This is a genomic window from Stutzerimonas stutzeri (genome assembly GCF_013522825.1).
Lineage (GTDB): Bacteria > Pseudomonadota > Gammaproteobacteria > Pseudomonadales > Pseudomonadaceae > Stutzerimonas > Stutzerimonas stutzeri_AK.
Window position 1 is genome coordinate 87,357 of record NZ_JAAMQZ010000001.1, and the last position, 19,203, is coordinate 106,559.

At 62.5% G+C, this 19,203-nt stretch carries 15 protein-coding genes; 5 read left to right on the forward strand and 10 right to left on the reverse strand.

All coding sequences use genetic code 11. From position 1 onward, the window contains the following. Positions 1-122: 122 nt before the first annotated feature. From G7020_RS00440 to G7020_RS00460, 5 genes are all read left to right on the forward strand, one after another. Complete coding sequence (locus G7020_RS00440) at positions 123-1,751, forward strand: methyl-accepting chemotaxis protein (RefSeq protein ID WP_181082087.1); 1,629 nt, start codon at positions 123-125, stop codon at positions 1,749-1,751. A gap of 9 nt (positions 1,752-1,760) precedes the next feature. After that, a complete protein-coding gene (locus G7020_RS00445; RefSeq protein ID WP_181082088.1) occupies positions 1,761-1,988 on the forward strand; it encodes a hypothetical protein in 228 nt (75 codons plus the stop codon). Then, entirely contained in the window at positions 1,982-2,905 is a 924-nt protein-coding gene (locus G7020_RS00450) for an EAL domain-containing protein (protein ID WP_181082089.1), read from the forward strand. Before G7020_RS00445 ends, G7020_RS00450 begins: the two co-directional genes overlap by 7 nt. An 80-nt stretch (positions 2,906-2,985) precedes the next feature. Beyond that, on the forward strand, positions 2,986-4,641 hold the full coding sequence (locus G7020_RS00455; protein ID WP_181082090.1) for a HAMP domain-containing methyl-accepting chemotaxis protein: 1,656 nt from the start codon (positions 2,986-2,988) through the stop codon (positions 4,639-4,641). Positions 4,642-4,761: 120 nt separating this feature from the next. Beyond that, a complete protein-coding gene (locus tag G7020_RS00460) occupies positions 4,762-5,877 on the forward strand; it encodes a methyl-accepting chemotaxis protein (protein ID WP_181082091.1) in 1,116 nt (371 codons plus the stop codon). A 116-nt stretch (positions 5,878-5,993) separates the two neighbouring features. Here G7020_RS00460 and G7020_RS00465 read toward each other — a convergent pair whose 3' ends face one another. The 10 genes from G7020_RS00465 to G7020_RS00510 all read right to left on the reverse strand — a co-directional run bounded on the left by G7020_RS00465 (position 5,994) and on the right by G7020_RS00510 (position 19,117). After that, on the reverse strand, positions 5,994-6,944 hold the full coding sequence (locus G7020_RS00465) for an IS110 family transposase (RefSeq protein ID WP_181082092.1): 951 nt from the start codon (positions 6,942-6,944) through the stop codon (positions 5,994-5,996). 319 nt (positions 6,945-7,263) lie between these two features. Continuing rightward, complete coding sequence (gene tatA, locus G7020_RS00470; RefSeq protein WP_181082093.1) at positions 7,264-7,440, reverse strand: twin-arginine translocase TatA/TatE family subunit; 177 nt, start codon at positions 7,438-7,440, stop codon at positions 7,264-7,266. A gap of 32 nt (positions 7,441-7,472) precedes the next feature. Beyond that, positions 7,473-8,078, reverse strand: coding sequence for a nitrous oxide reductase accessory protein NosL (locus G7020_RS00475; protein WP_181082259.1), 606 nt, complete (start codon positions 8,076-8,078; stop codon positions 7,473-7,475). Between the two features lie 32 nt (positions 8,079-8,110). Beyond that, positions 8,111-8,938 carry an ABC transporter permease gene (locus G7020_RS00480; RefSeq protein ID WP_181082094.1) on the reverse strand — a complete coding sequence of 276 codons (828 nt, stop codon included), beginning with the start codon at positions 8,936-8,938 and terminating at the stop codon, positions 8,111-8,113. Continuing rightward, positions 8,935-9,861, reverse strand: a complete 927-nt coding sequence (locus G7020_RS00485) for an ABC transporter ATP-binding protein (RefSeq protein WP_181082095.1) — start codon at positions 9,859-9,861, stop codon at positions 8,935-8,937. Before G7020_RS00485 ends, G7020_RS00480 begins: the two co-directional genes overlap by 4 nt. Beyond that, a complete protein-coding gene (locus G7020_RS00490; protein ID WP_181082096.1) occupies positions 9,858-11,159 on the reverse strand; it encodes a nitrous oxide reductase family maturation protein NosD in 1,302 nt (433 codons plus the stop codon). Before G7020_RS00490 ends, G7020_RS00485 begins: the two co-directional genes overlap by 4 nt. 141 nt (positions 11,160-11,300) lie before the next feature. Then, on the reverse strand, positions 11,301-13,217 hold the full coding sequence (gene nosZ / locus G7020_RS00495; protein WP_181082097.1) for a TAT-dependent nitrous-oxide reductase: 1,917 nt from the start codon (positions 13,215-13,217) through the stop codon (positions 11,301-11,303). Between the two features lie 73 nt (positions 13,218-13,290). Beyond that, positions 13,291-15,465, reverse strand: a complete 2,175-nt coding sequence (gene nosR / locus G7020_RS00500; RefSeq protein WP_181082098.1) for a transcriptional regulator NosR — start codon at positions 15,463-15,465, stop codon at positions 13,291-13,293. 150 nt (positions 15,466-15,615) lie between these two features. Beyond that, positions 15,616-18,312 (reverse strand): ATP-binding protein, encoded by a 2,697-nt coding sequence (locus G7020_RS00505; protein ID WP_181082099.1) that lies wholly within the window; start codon positions 18,310-18,312, stop codon positions 15,616-15,618. Further along, complete coding sequence (locus G7020_RS00510) at positions 18,299-19,117, reverse strand: response regulator transcription factor (protein WP_181082100.1); 819 nt, start codon at positions 19,115-19,117, stop codon at positions 18,299-18,301. Before G7020_RS00510 ends, G7020_RS00505 begins: the two co-directional genes overlap by 14 nt. Positions 19,118-19,203 lie beyond the last annotated feature (86 nt).

Here is a 19,203-nt window from a genome sequence, read left to right on the forward strand (position 1 = left end):
GGCATCACCGCCCTCAAGCAGTGATGTCAAGATAATGTCATGCAGGCCTGAAGGCGCCATGAATAAAACAGCGCCCACCACACAAGCGACAACTTCATATTCATCGGACAGGTGCAGTATCCATGCGAATCAGAACCCAACTGGTGGGGGGCTTCGGTCTGCTGCTGGCGCTTATGGTCGGCGTTGCGGTAGTGGCCGACCGGGAAGTCAGGCTCATCAATGCGACCATGAGCGAAATCACCGACATCAACGCGGTCAAGCAACGTCAGGCGATCAACTTTCGCGGCAGCGTTCACGACCGCGCGATCGCCTTCCGCGATCTGGTGTTGCTCGATGACGAAGACCAACTGCAACGCACCCTGACGCAGATCCAGCAACTGACCGCCATGTATGACGAAGCGGCCCGGGAGCTGGACGGCATTTTCACCGCTTCGAGCGGCCACCCGGAAGAACGGGCCTTGCTGGAAGCGATCAAGGCGGTCGAGCAAAAGACTCTGCCCATGCTGGCCAGCATCCTGGCCGGTTACGATGCAGGCAGCCTGTCCGCGGCTTCGATGGTGCTGACCCGCGACGCCAGCCCTGCCTTCAGCGAATGGCTGGCGGCCATCAATCGCTTCATCGACTGGCAGGAACGCAAGAGTCAGCTTGAAACCCGCAAGGTCCGCAGCGTCGCTGACAGCTTCACCGTGCTGATGGTGGCCTTCTGTCTCATCGGCCTGTTGATCGGCATCACGGTCGCCTACCTGATCACCCGTTACCTGCTACGCAGCCTCGGCGGCGAACCGGCTGAAGTGGCCGAAGTGGTGCATCTGATCGCCGACGGCAACCTGCACGTGAAAATGCAGACCGATTACGACGAAAGCATCTCGGCAGCGGTCATCGACATGCAGACCAAGCTGCGCGAGATGGTCATGCAGATCGCCACGGCCAGCGCGGACATCAACTCTCAGATCGATCATCTGGGCGTTTCCTCCCGCCAGGTACTGGTGTCTGCACAGGATCAGGCCGCGCTCGCCAGCGCCTCTGCGCAAAGCCTGGAGCGGATGAGCCAGAGCATCGAAGAAGTGTCGCTGATCACCCGCCACACCGAAGAGAATTCCGAAAAGGCCACGCAGTTGGCGGCCAGTGGCGTCGAGCTGGTCCAGGCAGTGGCCAGCGAAATGGACCTGGTAGCCCGCACGGTGGCGGACTCTTCCGAACGTGTCGGCGCGCTGCAGCGCCGTTCCGAAGAAATCTCCGGAATTGCCGGCGCCATCCGCTCGATCGCCGACCAGACCAACCTGCTGGCACTCAACGCCGCCATCGAGGCCGCACGCGCCGGCGACAGTGGCCGCGGTTTCGCCGTGGTGGCCGACGAGGTGCGCCAGCTGGCTCAGCGCACCACCAGCGCGACCGAGGAAATCGCCGAGATGATCGTGCAGATCCAGAACGAGACGCGCGATGCCGTAGCCGCCATGCAAACGACCGGCCCGCAGGTATCGCACGGGCTGGAGCTGGCCAACCAGGCCGCCGAGCGCCTGGAAGACATCCGCAACCAGTCAAACGACTCGCTGAGCAACGTGCGCGACATCGTCCGGGTAACCGAGCAGCAGGTGGCGGCCATTACCGAAATCACCAGCCACGTCGAGCGCATTTCCAGAATGTCCCACGAAACCTCGGCAGCTACTCAAGGGAACGCCAGGGCCACTGAAACGCTGGATCGCACGACCAAGGGGCTGGAGGCGGAAATTCATCGCTTCCAGATCGACTGAGACCTGAGCATGCCGGATCACTGCCTGCTCTTTCACCTGCATGGCCTGCAGGCGCTGCGCGAAACCATGGGTGTAGCCGCCACCGAAGCGGCCACCGCGAAGCTGGACAACGCCCTGCCGGCCATGCTCGACGCCTTGCTGCAGCATCATCGCATCGAGGCGCTGCCGCAAATCCCCGGCCTGCGCCAGGCCAGTGGGCACGCCCCTTTCGCTGCGCTGCGGGTGCCGACTTGCTGAGCGACGATGATTTCGCACGGAGCATTCTGGCGGCGGCCAATGTCCAGGGCGCCGTATTGATGCGGAATATTTTCGGCACGGCCACGGCGCGCCTCGCCGGCCTCGAAGGCAGCCTGCTGCACGGCGCCGACGCCACGGCACTGCGCGCAGGCGAAGCATGCGACGCCCACGGACCGGAGCGTGAAGCCGTCTGCGACGCCGACGAACGCTGCCTGCACGAACTGCTCGACGGCAGCGGCCCGCGCATCTTCCTGCAGCCCCTGGTGCGTCTGCGTGATCGCCGTCTGCTGGGCTTCGAGGCACTGGCGCGCGGCCCGGCGGGCTCCGGACTGGAACGCGCCGACCGGCTGTTCGATACCGCCTACCGTTGCGGCCTCGGTCACGAACTCGAAAAGGCCTGTATCCGGGCCGCACTTGCCTGGCGCAAGCATATCGCCGCGGATCTGCTGCTCAGCATCAATGTCAGCGAACCGGTGCTGGCCGCGTCCGATGTGCAGACCCTGCTGGCACGTCCCGGCGTGCTCGTGGAACTGACTGAACACTTGCCGCTGGGCCAGGCGGCAAAACTGCTCCCGACCAGGGACCGGCTGCATGCCAGCGGCGCGCAGGTAGCGCTGGACGATACCGGCTGCGGTTTCGCCGATCTGCAGGCCGCACGCGAACTGCGGCCCGACTTCGTCAAGCTCTGCATCACCATCGTCAACAGCCTTGGCGAAAGCCCCGCCTTGCTCACCGAGCTGCGGGAGACGCTGGCGACCCTGCACGCCTTGGGCTGCCGAATAATTGCCGAGGGCGTGGAACGGGAAGATACGACGAGTCTGCTGGCCGAACTGGGCATCGAGTATGTACAGGGCTGGCACTTCGGGCGCCCCGCCCCAGCCGCCGAGGCGCTTGAACGGTGGTCGGGCCTGGCATAGCCCGGCCCTATCGGAAGACGCTCCGGCTACCTGAGGAGCGGCAAGAACAATTATGAAAGCCAAAGGGTTGTAGTGCTCGAATGAACCTGCTCACACGCTTCACCATCAAGATCCGCCTGATCGTCCTCGTCGTCTTCGCCGCTTTGCTGCTGATCGCCACCGGCCTGCTGGGATTGACCGGCATGGGCAACTCGAACGACTCGCTCCGCCACATGTTCAGCCACAAGCTGGAGCCCACCGGCCAGATCGGCCAGATTCTGGAGATGATCCATGGCAACCGGGCGCAATTGCTGCTGGCCTTGCAGCATGACCCTTCCGGCCACTTCGAGAGTCTGCATGACCACCCGCTCGACATGCACTTCGAGATGATCGAGCGTAATATCGCGGCCATCAACGAACGCTGGCAGCACTTCATCACTAGCGACCTGAGCGCCGAGGAACGCAGGTTGGCCGAGGATTTCGCGGCCAAACGCCAGGTGTTTCTCGACGAAGGCCTCAGACCTGTCATCGCCGACATGAAGGCAGGCCGCTTTACCAGCGGCAACATCACCCTGCTGAAAGTCGCCAACCCCACCTTCGATGCAGTCTCCGCAGCCGGTGCGCGTCTGCTGCAACAGCAATTGCAGGATGCGCAGACGGAATACGAAGGCAGCCTGGCCAAGTACCAGTTCATCCGTAATGTCGTACTCGCCCTGACAGCGTTTGCCATCGGCCTGACCAGTTTGCTGGCCTGGGCCACCATTACCGGCATCACCCATGCCGTGAAAAGAGTCGACGCTGCCAGTGCCCGGATGGCCGAAGGCGACCTGACCGCCCGCATCGACTATGACGGCCAGGATGAGCTGGCTCATATCGCGACCTCCTTCAACCACATGGGCGAACGCTTTCAGGCCATGGTGCGCCAACTGGCCGACGCCACCAGCCAGCTGGCAGCCGCCGCCGAGGAAACCTCGGCCATCAGCCTCCAGACCAGCGGCAACCTCCATCAGCAGCAACTGGAAACCGATCAGGTCGCGACCGCCATCAACGAGATGAGCGCCACGGTGCACGAGGTAGCGAGCAATACCTCCGGCGCGGCGCACAGGGCCCACGAAGCGAGCCAGGAAGCGGACACCGGGCGCAACGTGGTGACCGGCACCATAGAGGTCATCGAGTCGCTGGCCGGGCAGATCGAGGGCGCCGCCAACATCATTCATCAGCTGGAGGAACACAGCGAACGCATCGGCTCGGTGCTGAGCGTGATTCGCGGCTTCGCCGAGCAGACCAACCTGCTGGCGCTCAACGCCGCCATCGAGGCCGCACGCGCCGGCGAACACGGTCGGGGGTTCGCCGTGGTTGCCGATGAGGTGCGCAAACTGGCGTCACACACCCATGACTCGGCGGTGGAGATTCGCGCAGTCATCGAACAATTGCAGAAAGCCGCCGACGAAGCGGTGGCGGCTATGGAGTCGAGCCGCGACATGGCCAGCTCCGGGGTCGAGCAGGTTACCCGAGCCGGCGCCGCGCTGGACAACATCACTCATGCGGTCACGGCCATCAGCGATCTCAACGCGCAGATCGCCACAGCCGTCGAGGAGCAGAGCGCGGTGACAGAAGAAATCAACCGCAACATCACCAACATCAGCCAAATGTCTGAACAGACCACCGAGGGCGCGCAGCAAACGGCTGGCGCCAGCGAAGAACTGGCGCGCCTGGCAGAACGCCTGCAGGGACTGGTAGGGCAGTTTCGTATCTGACTCCTCTACTGCGCAGTCACATCTGGTCTGCGGCCAACCGAAAACGATACCGATAACGAACAGGCCCCAGCGCTTATCCATGGACGCTGGGGCCGTAACATATTCAACCTCAGGTGAATCATGAAACTATGCTGGAGTCGGGACACAACCTCGGAAAAGGAAATTCTGCGCCTGAAGCAGGCCCTGTCGGAGGCTACCGCCGCGCTTGAAGCCGCCAACCTCCATGTCGAAGAGGCAGAGCGCTCGGCTTCGCTGTGCCGGGCGGACAGGCAGAAAGTCGCCGATCTGGTCACTCATCTCGCAACCTTCTCCCAGACCCTGGAAAAGACCCAGGCTTCGCTTGCCGGCATGGCCTCCAGCATGAGCGAGGAGAAGCAGCGCGCCGTCAATGTCCAGAGCATTTCCCTGGTCAGCCGCCAGGCCATCGACTCGATCGCGGTCGATCTGAAGACGCTCGCCGGGACTTCGCATGAGGCCTCGCTCCAGGTCGGAGAGCTGGATATCCAGGCGCAGAAGGTCGGCGGCATCCTGCAGATCATTCGCGAGATCGCCGACCAGACCAACCTGCTGGCGCTGAATGCGGCCATCGAGGCGGCGCGTGCCGGCGATGCCGGGCGGGGTTTTGCCGTGGTCGCCGATGAGGTACGCAAGCTGGCTCAGCGCACGGCGGAAGCCACTGCGGAAATCACCACGCTGGTGGAAAAGATCCGCGGTGACAGCGCTCAAAGCCGCGACCAGATTTCCATCCTGGCCAAGCATTCGGCCACCTTCAGCCAGGACGGCCAGGCGGCGGCGGAAACCATGCGGCAATTGCTGGAGATGTCATCGGCCACCGAGCTGACGGTCTCCGCCTCGGCGCTGCGCAGCTTCTGCGAACTGGCCAAGATGGACCACCTCATCTACAAGTTTCGCGTCTACAAGGTGCTATTCGGTATCAGCCACGATGAGGAAGGCAGTTTCGCGCCCCACACCCATTGCCGCCTCGGCACCTGGTACTACCAGGGTGAAGGCAAGAACCTGTATGCCCATCTACCGGGCTATCGGGACATCGAGCAGCCCCACCGGATCATGCATGACGCCGCTCTCGCCGCGCTGCGCGCCAACGCCACGGGCGATAGCACGGCGACGCTCAAGGCGGTCGAGAACATGGAAAGCGCCAGCCTTGAAGTGCTCGACGGGCTTGAACGCATGGCGATGAGTGGCGAAACCAACCCCGGCTTGCTGCACCATACCTGACAAACCCACATGGGAGCGGGCCATGCCCGCGAAGCGATGCCGACCATCCGCGCGGCTCCATTCGCGGCCAAGGCCCCTCCAACAGCCCGTGCGCACCGCATACCCTGTGGGAGATTCTATGTCAACGACGGCCTCACCTCCTGTGGTTGGTAGGCCGTCTGCGTCTGCATGAGGGCAAAGGCAATTCGGGCGAGTTTGCGGGCCAGGATGGTCAAAGCTTCGGTTTTCTTCAGTCCGCGTGCTAGATAGCCCAGATAGATTTCCTTCCATCGTTTGGTGCGGGCTGCAGACATGGCGGCGTTGTGCAGTAGCCGGCGGATCTCCGGATCACCTTGCTTGGTCAGCTTCCGTCGACCGCTGTAACGGCCAGACTCCTTGAGCCGCACGTCCAGTCCCAGAAATGCGATGAAGGCGTCGCTGTTGCGAAAGTACCCTCGCAGAAACGCCAGGTTCAGCGCTGCAGCAGTCAGAGGCCCAATACCCTCGATGGCTTGGCAGCGCTTGCTCTGTTCCTTCAGGCCGGCCTCGTCCAGAGTTGTCTGAATCGCCTTCTCCAAACGCCGCTCCAGGACGGCCATACGCTTGAGGACCGGCTTCAGTGCATTGGCCAGTGTGCGGTCCTGAGAGAAGCTCTGACGCAGCGATGTCGCGCTACGAACGAGCGTTGCCCGACGATGTAACAACGTCTGCAAGCGGCAGTACGCCTTGCTCGGCGGTTGCCAGGGATCCAGTTGAGTCTGCTCATGAGACAGGTAACGGGCCAACAGTTGGGCGTCGCTACGGTCGTCCTTGTTTCGCCCACCAATGCCCTTGCGATAGTTGCTCAGGCGGAAGCCGTTAATGACGTAAATCCGGTGCCCCTTGGTATGAGCCAGGGTCGCAACATCCATGTGGTAGATGCCTGTGGCTTCGATAGCGATGGCGCAGCACCCAGGTAGAGTCTTGAGCCAGGCCTTGATCGTGCGACGGTCATTGGCTAGCTCGAACACCTCACCAGACCGCGTATCGCAGACGCTCAGCGTCTCCTTGGCCACATCGATTCCGATAACTGCAACTTGGCTTGTCATGGCGCTCTCCGACGGGGAAGATGAAGATCACCTGTCGGGGCTCACAATGGCGCAGGCTTGCCGGTATTGTCGGTATGAGCAGCCACTCAATCCGATGGATTCCTTATCGGCGCTTGTCGTGAGCGCGTGGATGGGGGAAGTCTCCCACCGTCTGGCTTGCAGAAGCGGACTTTGTCCCTCCACCCCCGACAGGCTCCTACCCTAACGCCATACAAGCGGACTTGTCCGCGAAGAGATGCCCGAACCATCCGCGCGGTTCCGTTCGCGGCTGAAGCCGCTCCCACAGGCCGCTTCCCGCAGGCCGCTCACAGATGCGTGTCTATTTGACCTCGTGCTTGACCGGCTCGGGGGTGCTTTCTCCTTCGCTTACCGATTTGCGAAAGCCGCTTATGGCGCCGCCCAGGTCCGATCCCAGGCCACGCAGGCGCTTGGTGCCGAACAGCATGACCACGATCAGCAGGATGATCAGAAGCTGCCAGATGCTGATACCCATCATTTCATTCACCTCATCGAGTTGTCTGTAATCGCTCAGTGACCGGCATGGTCATGTTCGTGATCGGGCGCTTCGTGCCCCATCCGCTCCATCTGCTGCATGTGCTCCATGTGTTCTTCGTGGCTCATATGCTCCACGCCCGAGGCCTCCTGCAACACCGCCTGGTCGATTTCCTCGAAGCGCAGCACCCGCCCGCCGTGCTCGTCGGCCAGTTTCCGCGCGGCGGCCTCGTCGGCGAAGGAAACCAACACTGCGCCCATGGCGCCCTTGAGCTGGGTGCCGGCGACATACCAGGCCGTCTTGGCGTCGATCAGATAATCATCATCGGGATGCTCCCAGCTGCCATGGGCCATGTCGTGCACATAGAGCCTGGCATCGAGCACGCGGTTCTCCGGCTGCAGCCACCAGCCGATCATTTCGCCGGTGGAGCAGAAGTTCTTCACGCTGCCCTTCTCCACCGCCTGCCCCTTGGCGCCGGGGAAGTCGAGCACGACCATGCCGCAGACATGGCACTCGTCATCGGCGTGGAAGCCCACCGGCTCCAGCGACTGCCGGGGTTGCTCGCTCTCGCCGCATCCCGCCAGTCCCAGCATCAGCAGGGCGACCAGCACGCCAGCAGCCTTTCCATACATCGCTTTCATCATCGTTCAGTTTCCTTCAGCAGCTCACGGGATCAGGTCAGCCGACGGCGGAACACGCCATAGGCGGCCAGCAGCGAAACACCAACCCATACCAGCAGGCACAGCCAGAGCGCCGCCGCCGGCATCGGCAGGTCACTGCCCAGCGACAGCACGCCCATGGCGTTGCCGCCTTCGAAACCAGCCAGGTTGATCAGGCGGTAGATATCGGCGGGGTTGAGCAGCAGCAGCCAGGGCAGCAGTTCGGGGCTGAACTTGCCCTCGCTGAGCACCAGCAGCGCCAGCAGCACCAGGTCGAAGACCAGCACGAAAAGGAACCAGACGCCCAGTGCCAGGCCCGCGGCGCTGGATTTCTCGCTGACCTTGCTGCTGATCACGTAGGCCAGCGCCAGGAATACCCAGCCCAGCAGCGTCGAGGAGATCATGAAGCGACCGAAGGCCCAGACCAGCATGCCCAGCTCGATATCCTCGACCAGCAGCCCGATCGCCACGGCGGCGCAGCCGAAGCCGATCAGCACCGCCAGCGCCAGAATCAGGCCGTGGCCGACGAACTTGCCCAGCAGAATCTGTCCGCGCCCCAGCGGATAGGTCAGCAGCAGCATCAGGGTGCCGCCCTCATCCTCACCGACGATGGCGTCATAGGCCAGCAGCAGCGCGATCAGCGGCATGAGGAAAGTGGCCAGGCTCGCCAGGCTGGCGATGGTCGCCGGGATCGAGGTGAAGCCCAGTTGCCCCGACGCCGCCGCGCCCAGCCAGGCGATGCCGACTGCGAGCACGGCGAACAGCAGACTGATCGCCAGCAGCCAGCGGTTGCGCAGGCCATCGCTGAGTTCCTTGCGGGCAATATTCCAGACCTGATTCATACAGTGCCCTCCGCAACCCGCACGTCACCGGCGCGTTCCATGTAAAAGCGATACAGGTCCTCCAGCGAAGGCTGGTGGATCTCCACATCATCAGGCTCGCTTTCGCCGAGCAGCTCACGCAGCAACGGCAGCTTGTGGCCATTGATGGCGATCACCTCGACGCCATCGGCGCCATGGCGCTGCGCCGCATGGCCGGCGGCGGTCCAGCGCTCCAGCCAGGCCTCGCTGTGGCTGACACCGCTGGCGCGGATGCGCGTCGGCAAACCGGCTTCGCTGCGCAACTGCCTGATGCTGCCAATGGCCTGCATGCGCCCCTTGGCGAGGATCGCCGCACGGTTGATGTGCGCTTCCACGCCGGGCAGTACGTGGGAACAGAGAATCACACTGGTGCCGCTCTGGCGCAGACGGTCGACCAACTGATAGAGGTCCTGAGTGGCTATGGGATCGAGGCCCACCGTGGGCTCGTCGAGCAGCAACAGTCGCGGCTCACCCAGCACGGCCTGGGCCAGCCCCAGGCGCTGGCGCATGCCCTTGGAATAGGTTTTGACCCGACGATCCGCCGCATGAGCAAGGCCGACCTGTTCGAGCAAATCATCGACCTGGCCCAGTGGCGTGCTTTTCAGGCGGGCGAAATGGCGTAGGGTTTCGCGACCGGTCAGCTGCGGATAGAAGGTCACGTTCTCCGGCAGATAGCCCATCTGGCGGCGCACGTCAGTGGTGCGCGGATCGCGCCCCAGCACCTGCACCTGCCCCTCGCTGGCCTGCAACAGGCCGAGGATCAGCTTCATGGTGGTGGTCTTGCCGGCGCCGTTATGGCCGAACAGCCCCAGCACCTCGCCTTCACCCAGGCTCAGGTTCAGATCATGCAATACGGTCATGTCGCCATACCGCTGGCTGACGCCCTGAATCTCTACAGCACTCATGAGTTGGGCTCCTGCGTTGTGTTCATCAGTTTCTCGGTAGGCAGTTTCATCAACGGATGGCTGTCCTGCACCCCCGGCGACTTGATCACCGGAAAGGCGCGTTGCACCCAGCGCAGCACTTCGATGCTGGGGCTGTTCATCAGCAGGCGCACCTGCGGGTACATCCACAGCAGGCGGTCGACGTTGTCGTTGGGCTCGTAGGGAATATCGCCCAGCCCGTCTTCGTTGCGATCCCAGCCCAGGTAGTCGCTCCAGTAGTTGCCGCGCCCGTCGACCGACCATTCCTGGGTGCGTATGGCGACATACTTGACCTGCTGGACGTTACCGACGAAGGCGTTGCCGGTGATGCGGTTGTCTTCGGAGCCTGCGGTCAGGTGGATACCCAGATCGCTGCGCTGGAAGTGATTGTTCTCGATGATGTTGAACAGCGAGTTGTAGATGAACAGCGCCTTGCCCTCGCCACCGCTGATCATGCTGTCGCCACCGGTGTCGCCACGCTCGACATCGGTGACGAAGTTGTCACGCAGCACCGAATAGGTGATGTAGTTCATCAGGATGCCGTAGTTCTGATCCTGCTCGGAGCGATTACCGATCACCGTCAGCTTGCGGCTCTGCATCAGCGCGTAGCCGGTGCGGGTGCGGCGCGTGACGTTGCCGATCACCCGGTTGTCGTGGGAGAACATGTAGTGCACGCCGTAGCGCAGGTCCTCGAACAGGTTGCGCTCGATGCTGTTGCCGTTGGAGTTGTCGATGTAGATGCCGTCACGCGTATGCCAGACATGGTTGTCGAGCACGCGGGCACCCTTGACGGAAAACAGGTGAATGCCGTTGCCGCGGTCCTGAGAGCGCAGGCTCAGCTCACCTTCGATGCGGTTGCCTTCGATCAGCACATTCTGATTGAGCTCGCTCCAGATACCGAAGCCCGCGCCCTGCAGATGGTTGTTGCGGATCACCGCACCAGTGGCGGTGGGTTCCAGAAAAATCGCCGCATTCATGTGGGTCAGGTCGCGGCCCGACTCGCGCAACTCGCAGCCCTCGATGGTCACGTCCGGCGCACGCACGGTGAGGACATTGCCCCGGTCCTGTCCGCGAATCACGGCTCCCGGCGCACAGACGAGCGTCATTGGCTGGTCGAGCAGAAATTGTCCGCTGTATTCGCCGGCGGGCAGCATCCAGCGATTGTCACCCTCTGCCTGCAGCGGCAGAGCGGTAATGGGTTGCGGTTCCGCCAGAGCGGTGCCGCTGGAAAGTATCAGCGCCAAAAGCGCCAGGGGTAGGGTAGCCTGAAATCCGAGCACAGCTAATTACCTTCTTCAGCATCCAGGCGAATAATGCAGCACGGCGACCCTGCAAGAGTCGCCGTGCTGGAAATCGTGGGGCCGATTCGGCGCAAGAGCGTATCGCGCGCCAAACCATTCCCCACGAGTACGGCCCTTGCGTCAGGCCGGTTCGACCATCATGCGACCGACCATTTCCATGTGCAGTGCATGGCAGAACCAGCTGCAGTAGTACCAGTGCAGACCGGGTTTGTCAGCGACAAAGGTGATGGAAGAGGTCTGCTGCGGGCTGATCTCCATGCTCACGCCATGGTTGACCATGACGAAGCCGTGGGACACGTCCTCGATCTGGTCGATGTTGGTGATGACCACGGTGACTTCGTCGCCCTGCTTGACGGTGAACTCCTGCACGCCGAAGGCCGGTGCCATGGAAGTCATGTAAACCCGGACCTTGTTGCCGTCGCGGATGACCTTGTTGTCGGCAGTGAGGTTGATACCGTCTTTCTTGGCCATCTCGACAGTCGGGGCGAAGAACGGGTCGTTGCGGTCCCAGATCTTCTTGGTCTTGATCTGGTCGCGACGGGCCATGATGCAGTCGTGCGGCTCGGCATAGGTCGGGCCGTCATGCACCAGCTTCATTTCATCGCCGGAAATGTCGATCAGCTGGTCGTTTTCCGGGTGCAGCGGGCCGGTCGGCAGGAAACGGTCCTTGGAGAACTTGGACAGTGCTACCAGCCACTTGCCATCGGCTTCGCTGGTTTCACACAGCGAAGCGTGCAGGTGACCCGGCTGATAGTGCACGTCGAGTTTCTGCTTGATGTAGTTGACCTTCTCGCCCTTGTAGGCGCGCACGGCTTCTTCCATGTTCCACTTGACCACCTGGCTGTCGATGAACAGCGTGGTGTAGGCGTTGCCGCGACCGTCGAAGGTGGTGTGCAGCGGGCCGAGGCCCAGCTCCGGCTCACCGACGACCACGTCACGCTCGTCCTTCAGCTTGTCGGCGAACAGGTCGGGCAGCATGCTGATGGCGATCAGCGAGCAGGTTGGCGACAGCTTGCCGTTGGCGATGAAGTACTTGCCATCGGACGAGGTGTTGAGGCCGTGGGGGTTCTTCGGTACCGGCACGTAACGGGTGAACTTGCTGTTCTTGCCGTCTTTCTTGCGGCCATCGAGCACTGGCGTCTTGGAGTCGCCCAGTGTGATGAAGTCACCCGCCTTGACCGCAGCCTCGGCGGCGTGAATATCGAACACCACCACCCAGTCGCGCTCGTTGCGCATCATGCCGCCCAGGTCGAAGGCACGCTCCGAGTTGTAGCAGGTGGCAGCAGTGAAGCGACCGGTGTAGTCCATGTCGGTGTTGTCGAGGTTGCCATCGACGATGATCTGGAACGCCATCTCCATGCTTTCCGCATCGATGGCGTTGTACATGGTGTAGCTGTTCTCGTCCTGCAGATCGAAGACCTTGCCATCGTTCGGGTGCGGAATGATGAACTCGGCGTTGGCGAACACGTACTTGGTGTGCGGAACCTTCTGCAGGCGCAGACCATGGATCGCCTGCACGTTCGGCACGGTGATCATCTTGTCGCACTTCATGATGTCCAGACGGATACGCGCAACGCGGCTGTTGGCCTTGTCGTTGATGAACAGGTACTTGCCGTCGTACTTGCCGTCGGTCATGGAGATATGCGGGTGGTGGCAGTCGCCGTTGAGGAACTTGGCGCTGTCGCCCATGATGTGGCGGCTTTCGTTGGTCAGGCCCCAGCCGGTAGCCGAATCGACGTTGAACACCGGGATACGCATCAGCTCGCGCATCGACGGCACGCCCAGTACGCGCACTTCACCCTGGTGGCCACCGGACCAGAAACCGTAGTAGTCGTCCAGTTCGCCTGGGCCGACATGGATTTTCTGCTTGGACTCCTTGACCGCCTGTGCCCAGGACTCGCGGGTCATTACCGCGCCGCCGAGAGCCGTGGCAGCGACTGCCGCACCGGTTACCGCGCTGGCGCCGAGGAAGCCACGGCGGCTCAGGCCGAGCTTTTCGGGCGCTTGCGGAGTGTTCTTGGAATCTTTTTCGCTCATGGGGTTTCGCTCCTTTGGGACATCTTCAAATACAGGTCTAACAACCAGTTTCGAGCGGCTCGCAGAGGCGCGCTCAGGGTTCCACCACTTGCACGGGGATCAACTGCGGTGCAGCTGGGGCCTTCTTGTCACGCCGGGCGCGCTTGTTCTTCGCAATCAGCGGCGGACACTTGTTCTCGTTGTGATAGGTCATCTGGCAGTCCAGGCAGTAATGGCATTCGTTGTGGTTGATATGTCCATCCGGATGGATCGCCTGCACCTCGCATTCGTTGGCGCAGATCTGACAGGGGTTGCCGCACTCTTTACGCCGCTTGAGCCAGTCGAACAGGCGGAAGCGGCCGGTGATCGCCAGCCCCGCGCCCAGCGGGCAGACGTAGCGGCAGTAGACCTTGCGGGTAAAGATATTGATCACCAGCAGGAACACCGCGTAGGCGACGAACCACCACTGGCGGTCGAACTTCAGCGTGATGGCGGTCTTGAACGGCTCCACTTCGGCGGCCTTCTCGGCCAGCATCATCGATTCCAGCGAGATGCCGAACAGCACCAGCAGCACGATGTACTTGATGGCCCAGAGCCGCTCGTGAACGCCGAAAGGCAGGTCGTACTGGGGAATCTTCAGCTTGCGCGCGGCTTCGTTGATCAGCTCCTGCAACGCACCGAAGGGGCACAGCCAGCCGCAGAACACGCCACGCCCCCAGAGCAGGATGCTCGCGGCGGTGAACACCCAGAGGATGAAGATCACCGGGTCGGTCAGGAACAGCTCCCAGCGGAAGTCCTGCACCAGCGCATGGACGAAGGTCAGCACGTTGACCACCGACAGCTGCCCCAGGGCATACCAGCCGATGAACACCACGGTGAAGATCAGGTAGCCATGGCGCAGCATCTTCAGGAAATTGGGGTGCTTGGCGAACTTGTCCTGCATGAAGAGGATGACGGTCAGCAGCGTCAGGGCGACCAGGATCACGCCGATCTGGAAGCTCTTCTGGTACCAGATGTTGACCCACAGCGGACGGTTGGCTTCCTCGATGGCGGCCAGTTCCTCGGCGGTCAGCGGCGGACGCTCGAAGTAGGCCTCGGGCAGCAGGTAGGGCATTTCGAAACTGGTGAAGATGCTCTCGATCGGACCGACCTGGCGGCGCACCAGCAGCTCCAGGTTCCAGGCCGAGCCTGGATCGAAGCGGTACTGCTCGCGGGCGATGAAGATCGCCATTTCGAAGAACCCCGGCATGCCCTCGGCGTAGACGTCGGACAGACGGATGAAGTCCAGGTCGCGGAAGCTGATGGTGTCGCCGAACTGGCGCAACTGCACCCGATCGAAGATGCCGCCACGCACATAGCCCGAGCCCTTGAATGAATATTCACCGTTGGCCAGCACCGCGAAGGCGTGCTCGCCCGGCTTGAGTTCCTTCATCAGTTCGCCGTACTGGCGCTCGCCCAGCAGGTTGCGACCGATAGTGGGCGGGTTCAGATGGGTGGCATAGAGGTCGATGAAGGTCTCGTCACGCTGCTCCGGCGCGGCCACGTCGATGCCTTCGGCCTCGGTGCCGATGAAGGCGTCGTCCACCTGGCCACGGGTCAGATGCATACGGCGAATGGCGCCGTTGCCGGTCAGTTCGGTCCAGCTGCTCGGCTGATAGAGGTCTTCGTTGACCAGGGCGATCTTCGGTCGCGCACTGGCGCCAGCTGCGACAAGGCCCAGGTCCACGGCTACCGTGTGCGCGGCGCGCATGACGATCTCGTTGATCACCATCACCGTCACGGTGGCGCCGGTCACAGCGTCGATGGTCACCGCGCTCTTGTCGCTCGAACGACCGACCACCACCCGCTGATCGACCTTGATGCCGGCGTAGTGGGCGTTGAAGTCGTGCACCTTCTGTTCGGGAATGCCGATCAGCACGATGGGCTCGTGGTGTTCGAGCATGTAGGCATCGACGATGGCGCCCGCCGGATCGAGCAGGATCTGCATGTTGATCGGCTTGCCGGAGTAAGCCGGCATATCGGTGACGCGGATACTCTGGAAGGCATAGCCGTAGACGGTGCCGACACCATCGGCAAGGGTACGCACCTGATATTCGCCCTCAGGCTCGGAGACATGCGTGGCCTGTGGGAAGAACTCTGCGATGCGCTGCTGCTCGGCCTCGTACTCTCTGGCCTGCAGCGTCAGGCTGGTGAATATCAGGAACACTGCGACCAGCAGATGCTTCCCCCAATTGCCAATAAAAGCAGACGCACTACACAGGGGCTTCATAAACTCCACTTCCAGCAGAAATGTTCGGGGCATGGTAGGTGACGCAAGTAGGGTTTACCCTTGATTGCAATCAACCCCAGCAGCGGAAAGATGATTCCATTGAGCCACATCAATGAAAGCGCAGACGCCGCACCAGAGCGTCCCACAGATTCAATGAAGACTAGATGTTATTGACTGATCGTCCAGAGGTTCAGTGGCGTCCAGGTACTGCCTGAGGGTGTCGAAGTCACCCATTTCGGCCAACCCCGTCACCCACAGCGCGAACGATTGGTAGCGCGGCTGCTGTCGCTGCAGGTTCTCGGCCCATTCGATCAGGTCGCTCATGGCCCCCATCGCCACCAACTGCTCCAGCTCGGCCAAAACCTGCGCCGACGGCGCATCCATGTCCTCGACGGGCGCCGCAACCGACACCTGCACGTGGGCCGATTCCGCCTGGACATCGAGCAGCCGTGCCAGGGTGCCGTGCAGCTCGCCCAGGCTGATCGGCTTCAGCAGGCTGGCATCGAAGCCCTGATCGGCCTGCAACTCCAGCGATTGCATGGTCTTTTGCGTAGCCGAAAGCAGCACGACAGGCACGCCTGGCCAGCGTTCGCGCACGGCGGCCAGTACCGCGGCGCCATCGGCGCCAGGCATCAGGTAGTCGGTCAGCACCAGGGCCGGACGCTCGCAGCGGGAGTCGCGCAGGTGATCGATGAAAGTCTGGCCATCGTCGGCGTCATGCACCACGAATCCGGCCCGGCTGAGTTCGCCGACCAGCAGCTCGCGGATTTCCGGACTGTCTTCCACCACCCAGAGAGGACGACCATTACCCGCCAGCGCTGGCGAGGCATAGGCCGTGTCGAGCAGTTGCGGCGCAGCCAGGTCACGCTCGCTGCCCACCGTCAGCGCCAGGCCGATGGTCACGCGGGTCCCCTCGCCCGGCGTACTGCACAACTGCAGCTCGCCACCCATGCGCCTGGTCCATTCATCGACGATCGACAGCCCCAGCCCGGCGCCTTCGATCGCCACATCCCCAATGCGAAAGAAAGGCTTGAACACCTCCGCCTGATTCTGCGGCGCGATGCCGCAACCGTTGTCGCGGACACAGAATTCCAGGCGTACCTGCTCCGGGTGCGTATCGAGGCGCCGACAGTCGACCTGCAGCTCGACCCGGCCATTGCGGGTGAACTTGGCGGCATTGCCCAGCAGGTTGAGCAGCACCTGACGCACACGCTTGCCGTCCGCCAGCAGCACCGGCGGCAGTTCGTCGCGGATGTTCAGCACGAAGCTGTTGCCGTTGCTGGCCGCCAGCACATTGGCCTCAAGCGCGACCTCATCGAGCAAACCGTGGATATAGAGAGGTGCGATCTCAAGGCGGTCGCTGGATGCGCCACAGGCATACTCGATCAGATCGTTGATCAGGCTGAGCATACGGGTGGCGCTGCGCAGGATGACGCCGACGTTATGCCCCATTTTGGTCGGATCGAGATGCAACAGCTGGGCATAGCCGATGATCGAGGTCAGCGGCGAACGCAGGTCGTGGCTGACCCGAGCGAGAAATTCCGACTTGCCGCGATTGGCCTCGTTGGCTGCAAGCAGGGCCTTGTGCAATTCCAGCGTACGCTGGGCTACCGTCTCCTCCAGCCAGGCATTTCGCTGGCGTTCGCTGGCGAGCGACTCGCGCTGCCATTTGCGCTCATCACGGCGCTTCTGCAGGGCGAACACGGCAATGATGCCAAGGATGGTGCCGATCTTGATAATGATGGCTCCGGTGCCGAAAAGCGCCGTATAGCCCAAGTTCATCAGGTAACTGACGACGAACACCAGACTCTCGGCCCAGTTCAGGGCGAACAGCAGCAACAGTATCTGCCGACAGGGCTCGCCCTTGAGGCGCACGGCCAGCAGCGACAGCGGCCAGAACAGCAGGATCGCCGAGATCACGCCAGCCGCCGCGCCCCTGGCCGTATTGGCTTCGAGCAGCGGCAGTATCGGCACCAGCAGCAGGGCCGTGCCAACCAGCGCCAGATGAATCGCCCGCCACGAACGAAGTCGCCAGAGGTCCAGCAACAACAGCGACGCCAGCAGGAAGGCGGCATTCGACAGAACGCCGAAGCTCGCGCGAAAGAAGAGACCATGCTCGGCCCAGGCGCTGAGGAAATGGAAGGTGATGTAGCCCTCCTTCTCCGCCTCGAAGCCATAGGCCAGCACGACCCAGACACCCAGCAAGGCCTTGCGCTCATCCAGCTGCAACAGCAACACCAGCAGCAGGGTCAGCACGCAGGCGAGCAGTGCCGCATGCAGCACACGGCCATCGCTGTTGTTCTGGATGAAAGCCACCGGCTCCCAGACGTCCAGCGCGACATAGGGCCGGCTGTCGCTGTGCAGGCGCAGCAGCACCTGCCGGGTTTCCCCCGGTGCCAGCGTCAGTGGAAAGATCGTCCGCGCCAGGGGCACCTCGCGCTGCGCTATCGGCTGGGCCAGGCCACCCAGTTGCAGCGACTCCACCGCCATGGCGTCGGGCCGCAACAGCATCAGCTGCACCTCGCTGAGCCGCCAGGGCATGACCTCCAGCCAGCGCGTCAGGGGCAGGTCGCTGCCGTTGTGCAGGGTTCCACGCAACCACAGCGTGGAAAACCGGCGTGGCGCCGCCAGGTTCTGCGGTGTGGCCGGTTGCCAACCTTCGGCCCTCAGCGCCTGTATCGGCTGGAGAGGAGCCGACGCATTTTCTTCGAGAACCTGCAGATGTTCGAGAAAGCTGGCACGGCTTTCGACCCTGGCCAGATCCAGCCCCTCCGGCGCGGGACTCGCCCATGTCGAGGCTGCGCAGAGCAACAGTAACGCGATCAGCAGTTTGCTAGACGCACTCACCCAAGCTCCCAGCCAGACGTGTCTGACGAAATTTCCTGGGCGAGACGCCGAAACGCTCCTTGAAGGCCGTGGCGAAGTTGGCACCACTGGTATATCCCACCGTGAGGCCGATGGCCTGCACGGCCAGGCTGGTCTCACGCAGCAATATGCAGGCCTGCTTCATGCGCTCCTCGCGCAGATACTCGAAGACGGTGACGCCAACGCACTTTCTGAAGGCCTCGTTGAGCCGCTTGCTGTTGGTACTCACCCGCCCGGCCAGTTGCTGCAGGTCGGGCGTATCGGCCAGCGATCTGAGCAAATGCATGCGCGCGGACTGGAACAGGATGTTGTCCAGATTCGATGCGCCGTCAGCGGGATATTCCGGCGCCTCTTCTTCGCTCGCCGCCCCAGCCGTGACGCGCGCGCGAAGGTGTATCGCCAGGCGCAGGCGCACTTCCTCGAAATCGAAGGGTTTGCTGACATAATCCACCGCACCGGCAAGCAAGCCCTGCACCCGCTGCATCGGCATCGCGGCGCCGGTGAGGAAAATCACCGCGATATCACGCATCTCGGGATCGGCCTGCATGATCCTGCAGGCGCTCAGGCCATCGCATACCGGCATCTGCACATCCATCAACACCAGATCGGGTCGAATCAGCCGGACCTTGCGCAGGCAATCCTGGCCATCACTGGCGAGATAGACGCGACAGCCCTGCTCTCGCAGATAGCTTGCCAGCAGCAGGCGCTCGGCCTCCACATCATCGACGACCAGGATGCGAGTGCCTTGCAGGACGTCCAGCCTGAAAGAAATATGCTCGGTGCTCATGGGTCCATTTTTGTCTTTTTTTCACCCGTCCAATAAGACTGCGGACAGTTTTTTCCCGGCAGCAAAAGACCATTCCCCCGACAGCA

What these genes read in the sequence shown, in the direction of transcription:
- G7020_RS00510 (WP_181082100.1), bottom strand. Translation starts at nt 19,117, where the DNA reads ATGAGCACCGAGCATATTTCTTTCAGGCTGGACGTCCTGCAAGGCACT.
- G7020_RS00460 (WP_181082091.1), top strand. Translation starts at nt 4,762, where the DNA reads ATGAAACTATGCTGGAGTCGGGACACAACCTCGGAAAAGGAAATTCTG.
- G7020_RS00465 (WP_181082092.1), bottom strand. Translation starts at nt 6,944, where the DNA reads ATGACAAGCCAAGTTGCAGTTATCGGAATCGATGTGGCCAAGGAGACG.
- G7020_RS00485 (WP_181082095.1), bottom strand. Translation starts at nt 9,861, where the DNA reads ATGAGTGCTGTAGAGATTCAGGGCGTCAGCCAGCGGTATGGCGACATG.
- nosZ (WP_181082097.1), bottom strand. Translation starts at nt 13,217, where the DNA reads ATGAGCGAAAAAGATTCCAAGAACACTCCGCAAGCGCCCGAAAAGCTC.
- G7020_RS00475 (WP_181082259.1), bottom strand. Translation starts at nt 8,078, where the DNA reads ATGAAAGCGATGTATGGAAAGGCTGCTGGCGTGCTGGTCGCCCTGCTG.
- nosR (WP_181082098.1), bottom strand. Translation starts at nt 15,465, where the DNA reads ATGAAGCCCCTGTGTAGTGCGTCTGCTTTTATTGGCAATTGGGGGAAG.
- G7020_RS00455 (WP_181082090.1), top strand. Translation starts at nt 2,986, where the DNA reads ATGAACCTGCTCACACGCTTCACCATCAAGATCCGCCTGATCGTCCTC.
- G7020_RS00440 (WP_181082087.1), top strand. Translation starts at nt 123, where the DNA reads ATGCGAATCAGAACCCAACTGGTGGGGGGCTTCGGTCTGCTGCTGGCG.
- G7020_RS00480 (WP_181082094.1), bottom strand. Translation starts at nt 8,938, where the DNA reads ATGAATCAGGTCTGGAATATTGCCCGCAAGGAACTCAGCGATGGCCTG.
- tatA (WP_181082093.1), bottom strand. Translation starts at nt 7,440, where the DNA reads ATGATGGGTATCAGCATCTGGCAGCTTCTGATCATCCTGCTGATCGTG.
- G7020_RS00445 (WP_181082088.1), top strand. Translation starts at nt 1,761, where the DNA reads ATGCCGGATCACTGCCTGCTCTTTCACCTGCATGGCCTGCAGGCGCTG.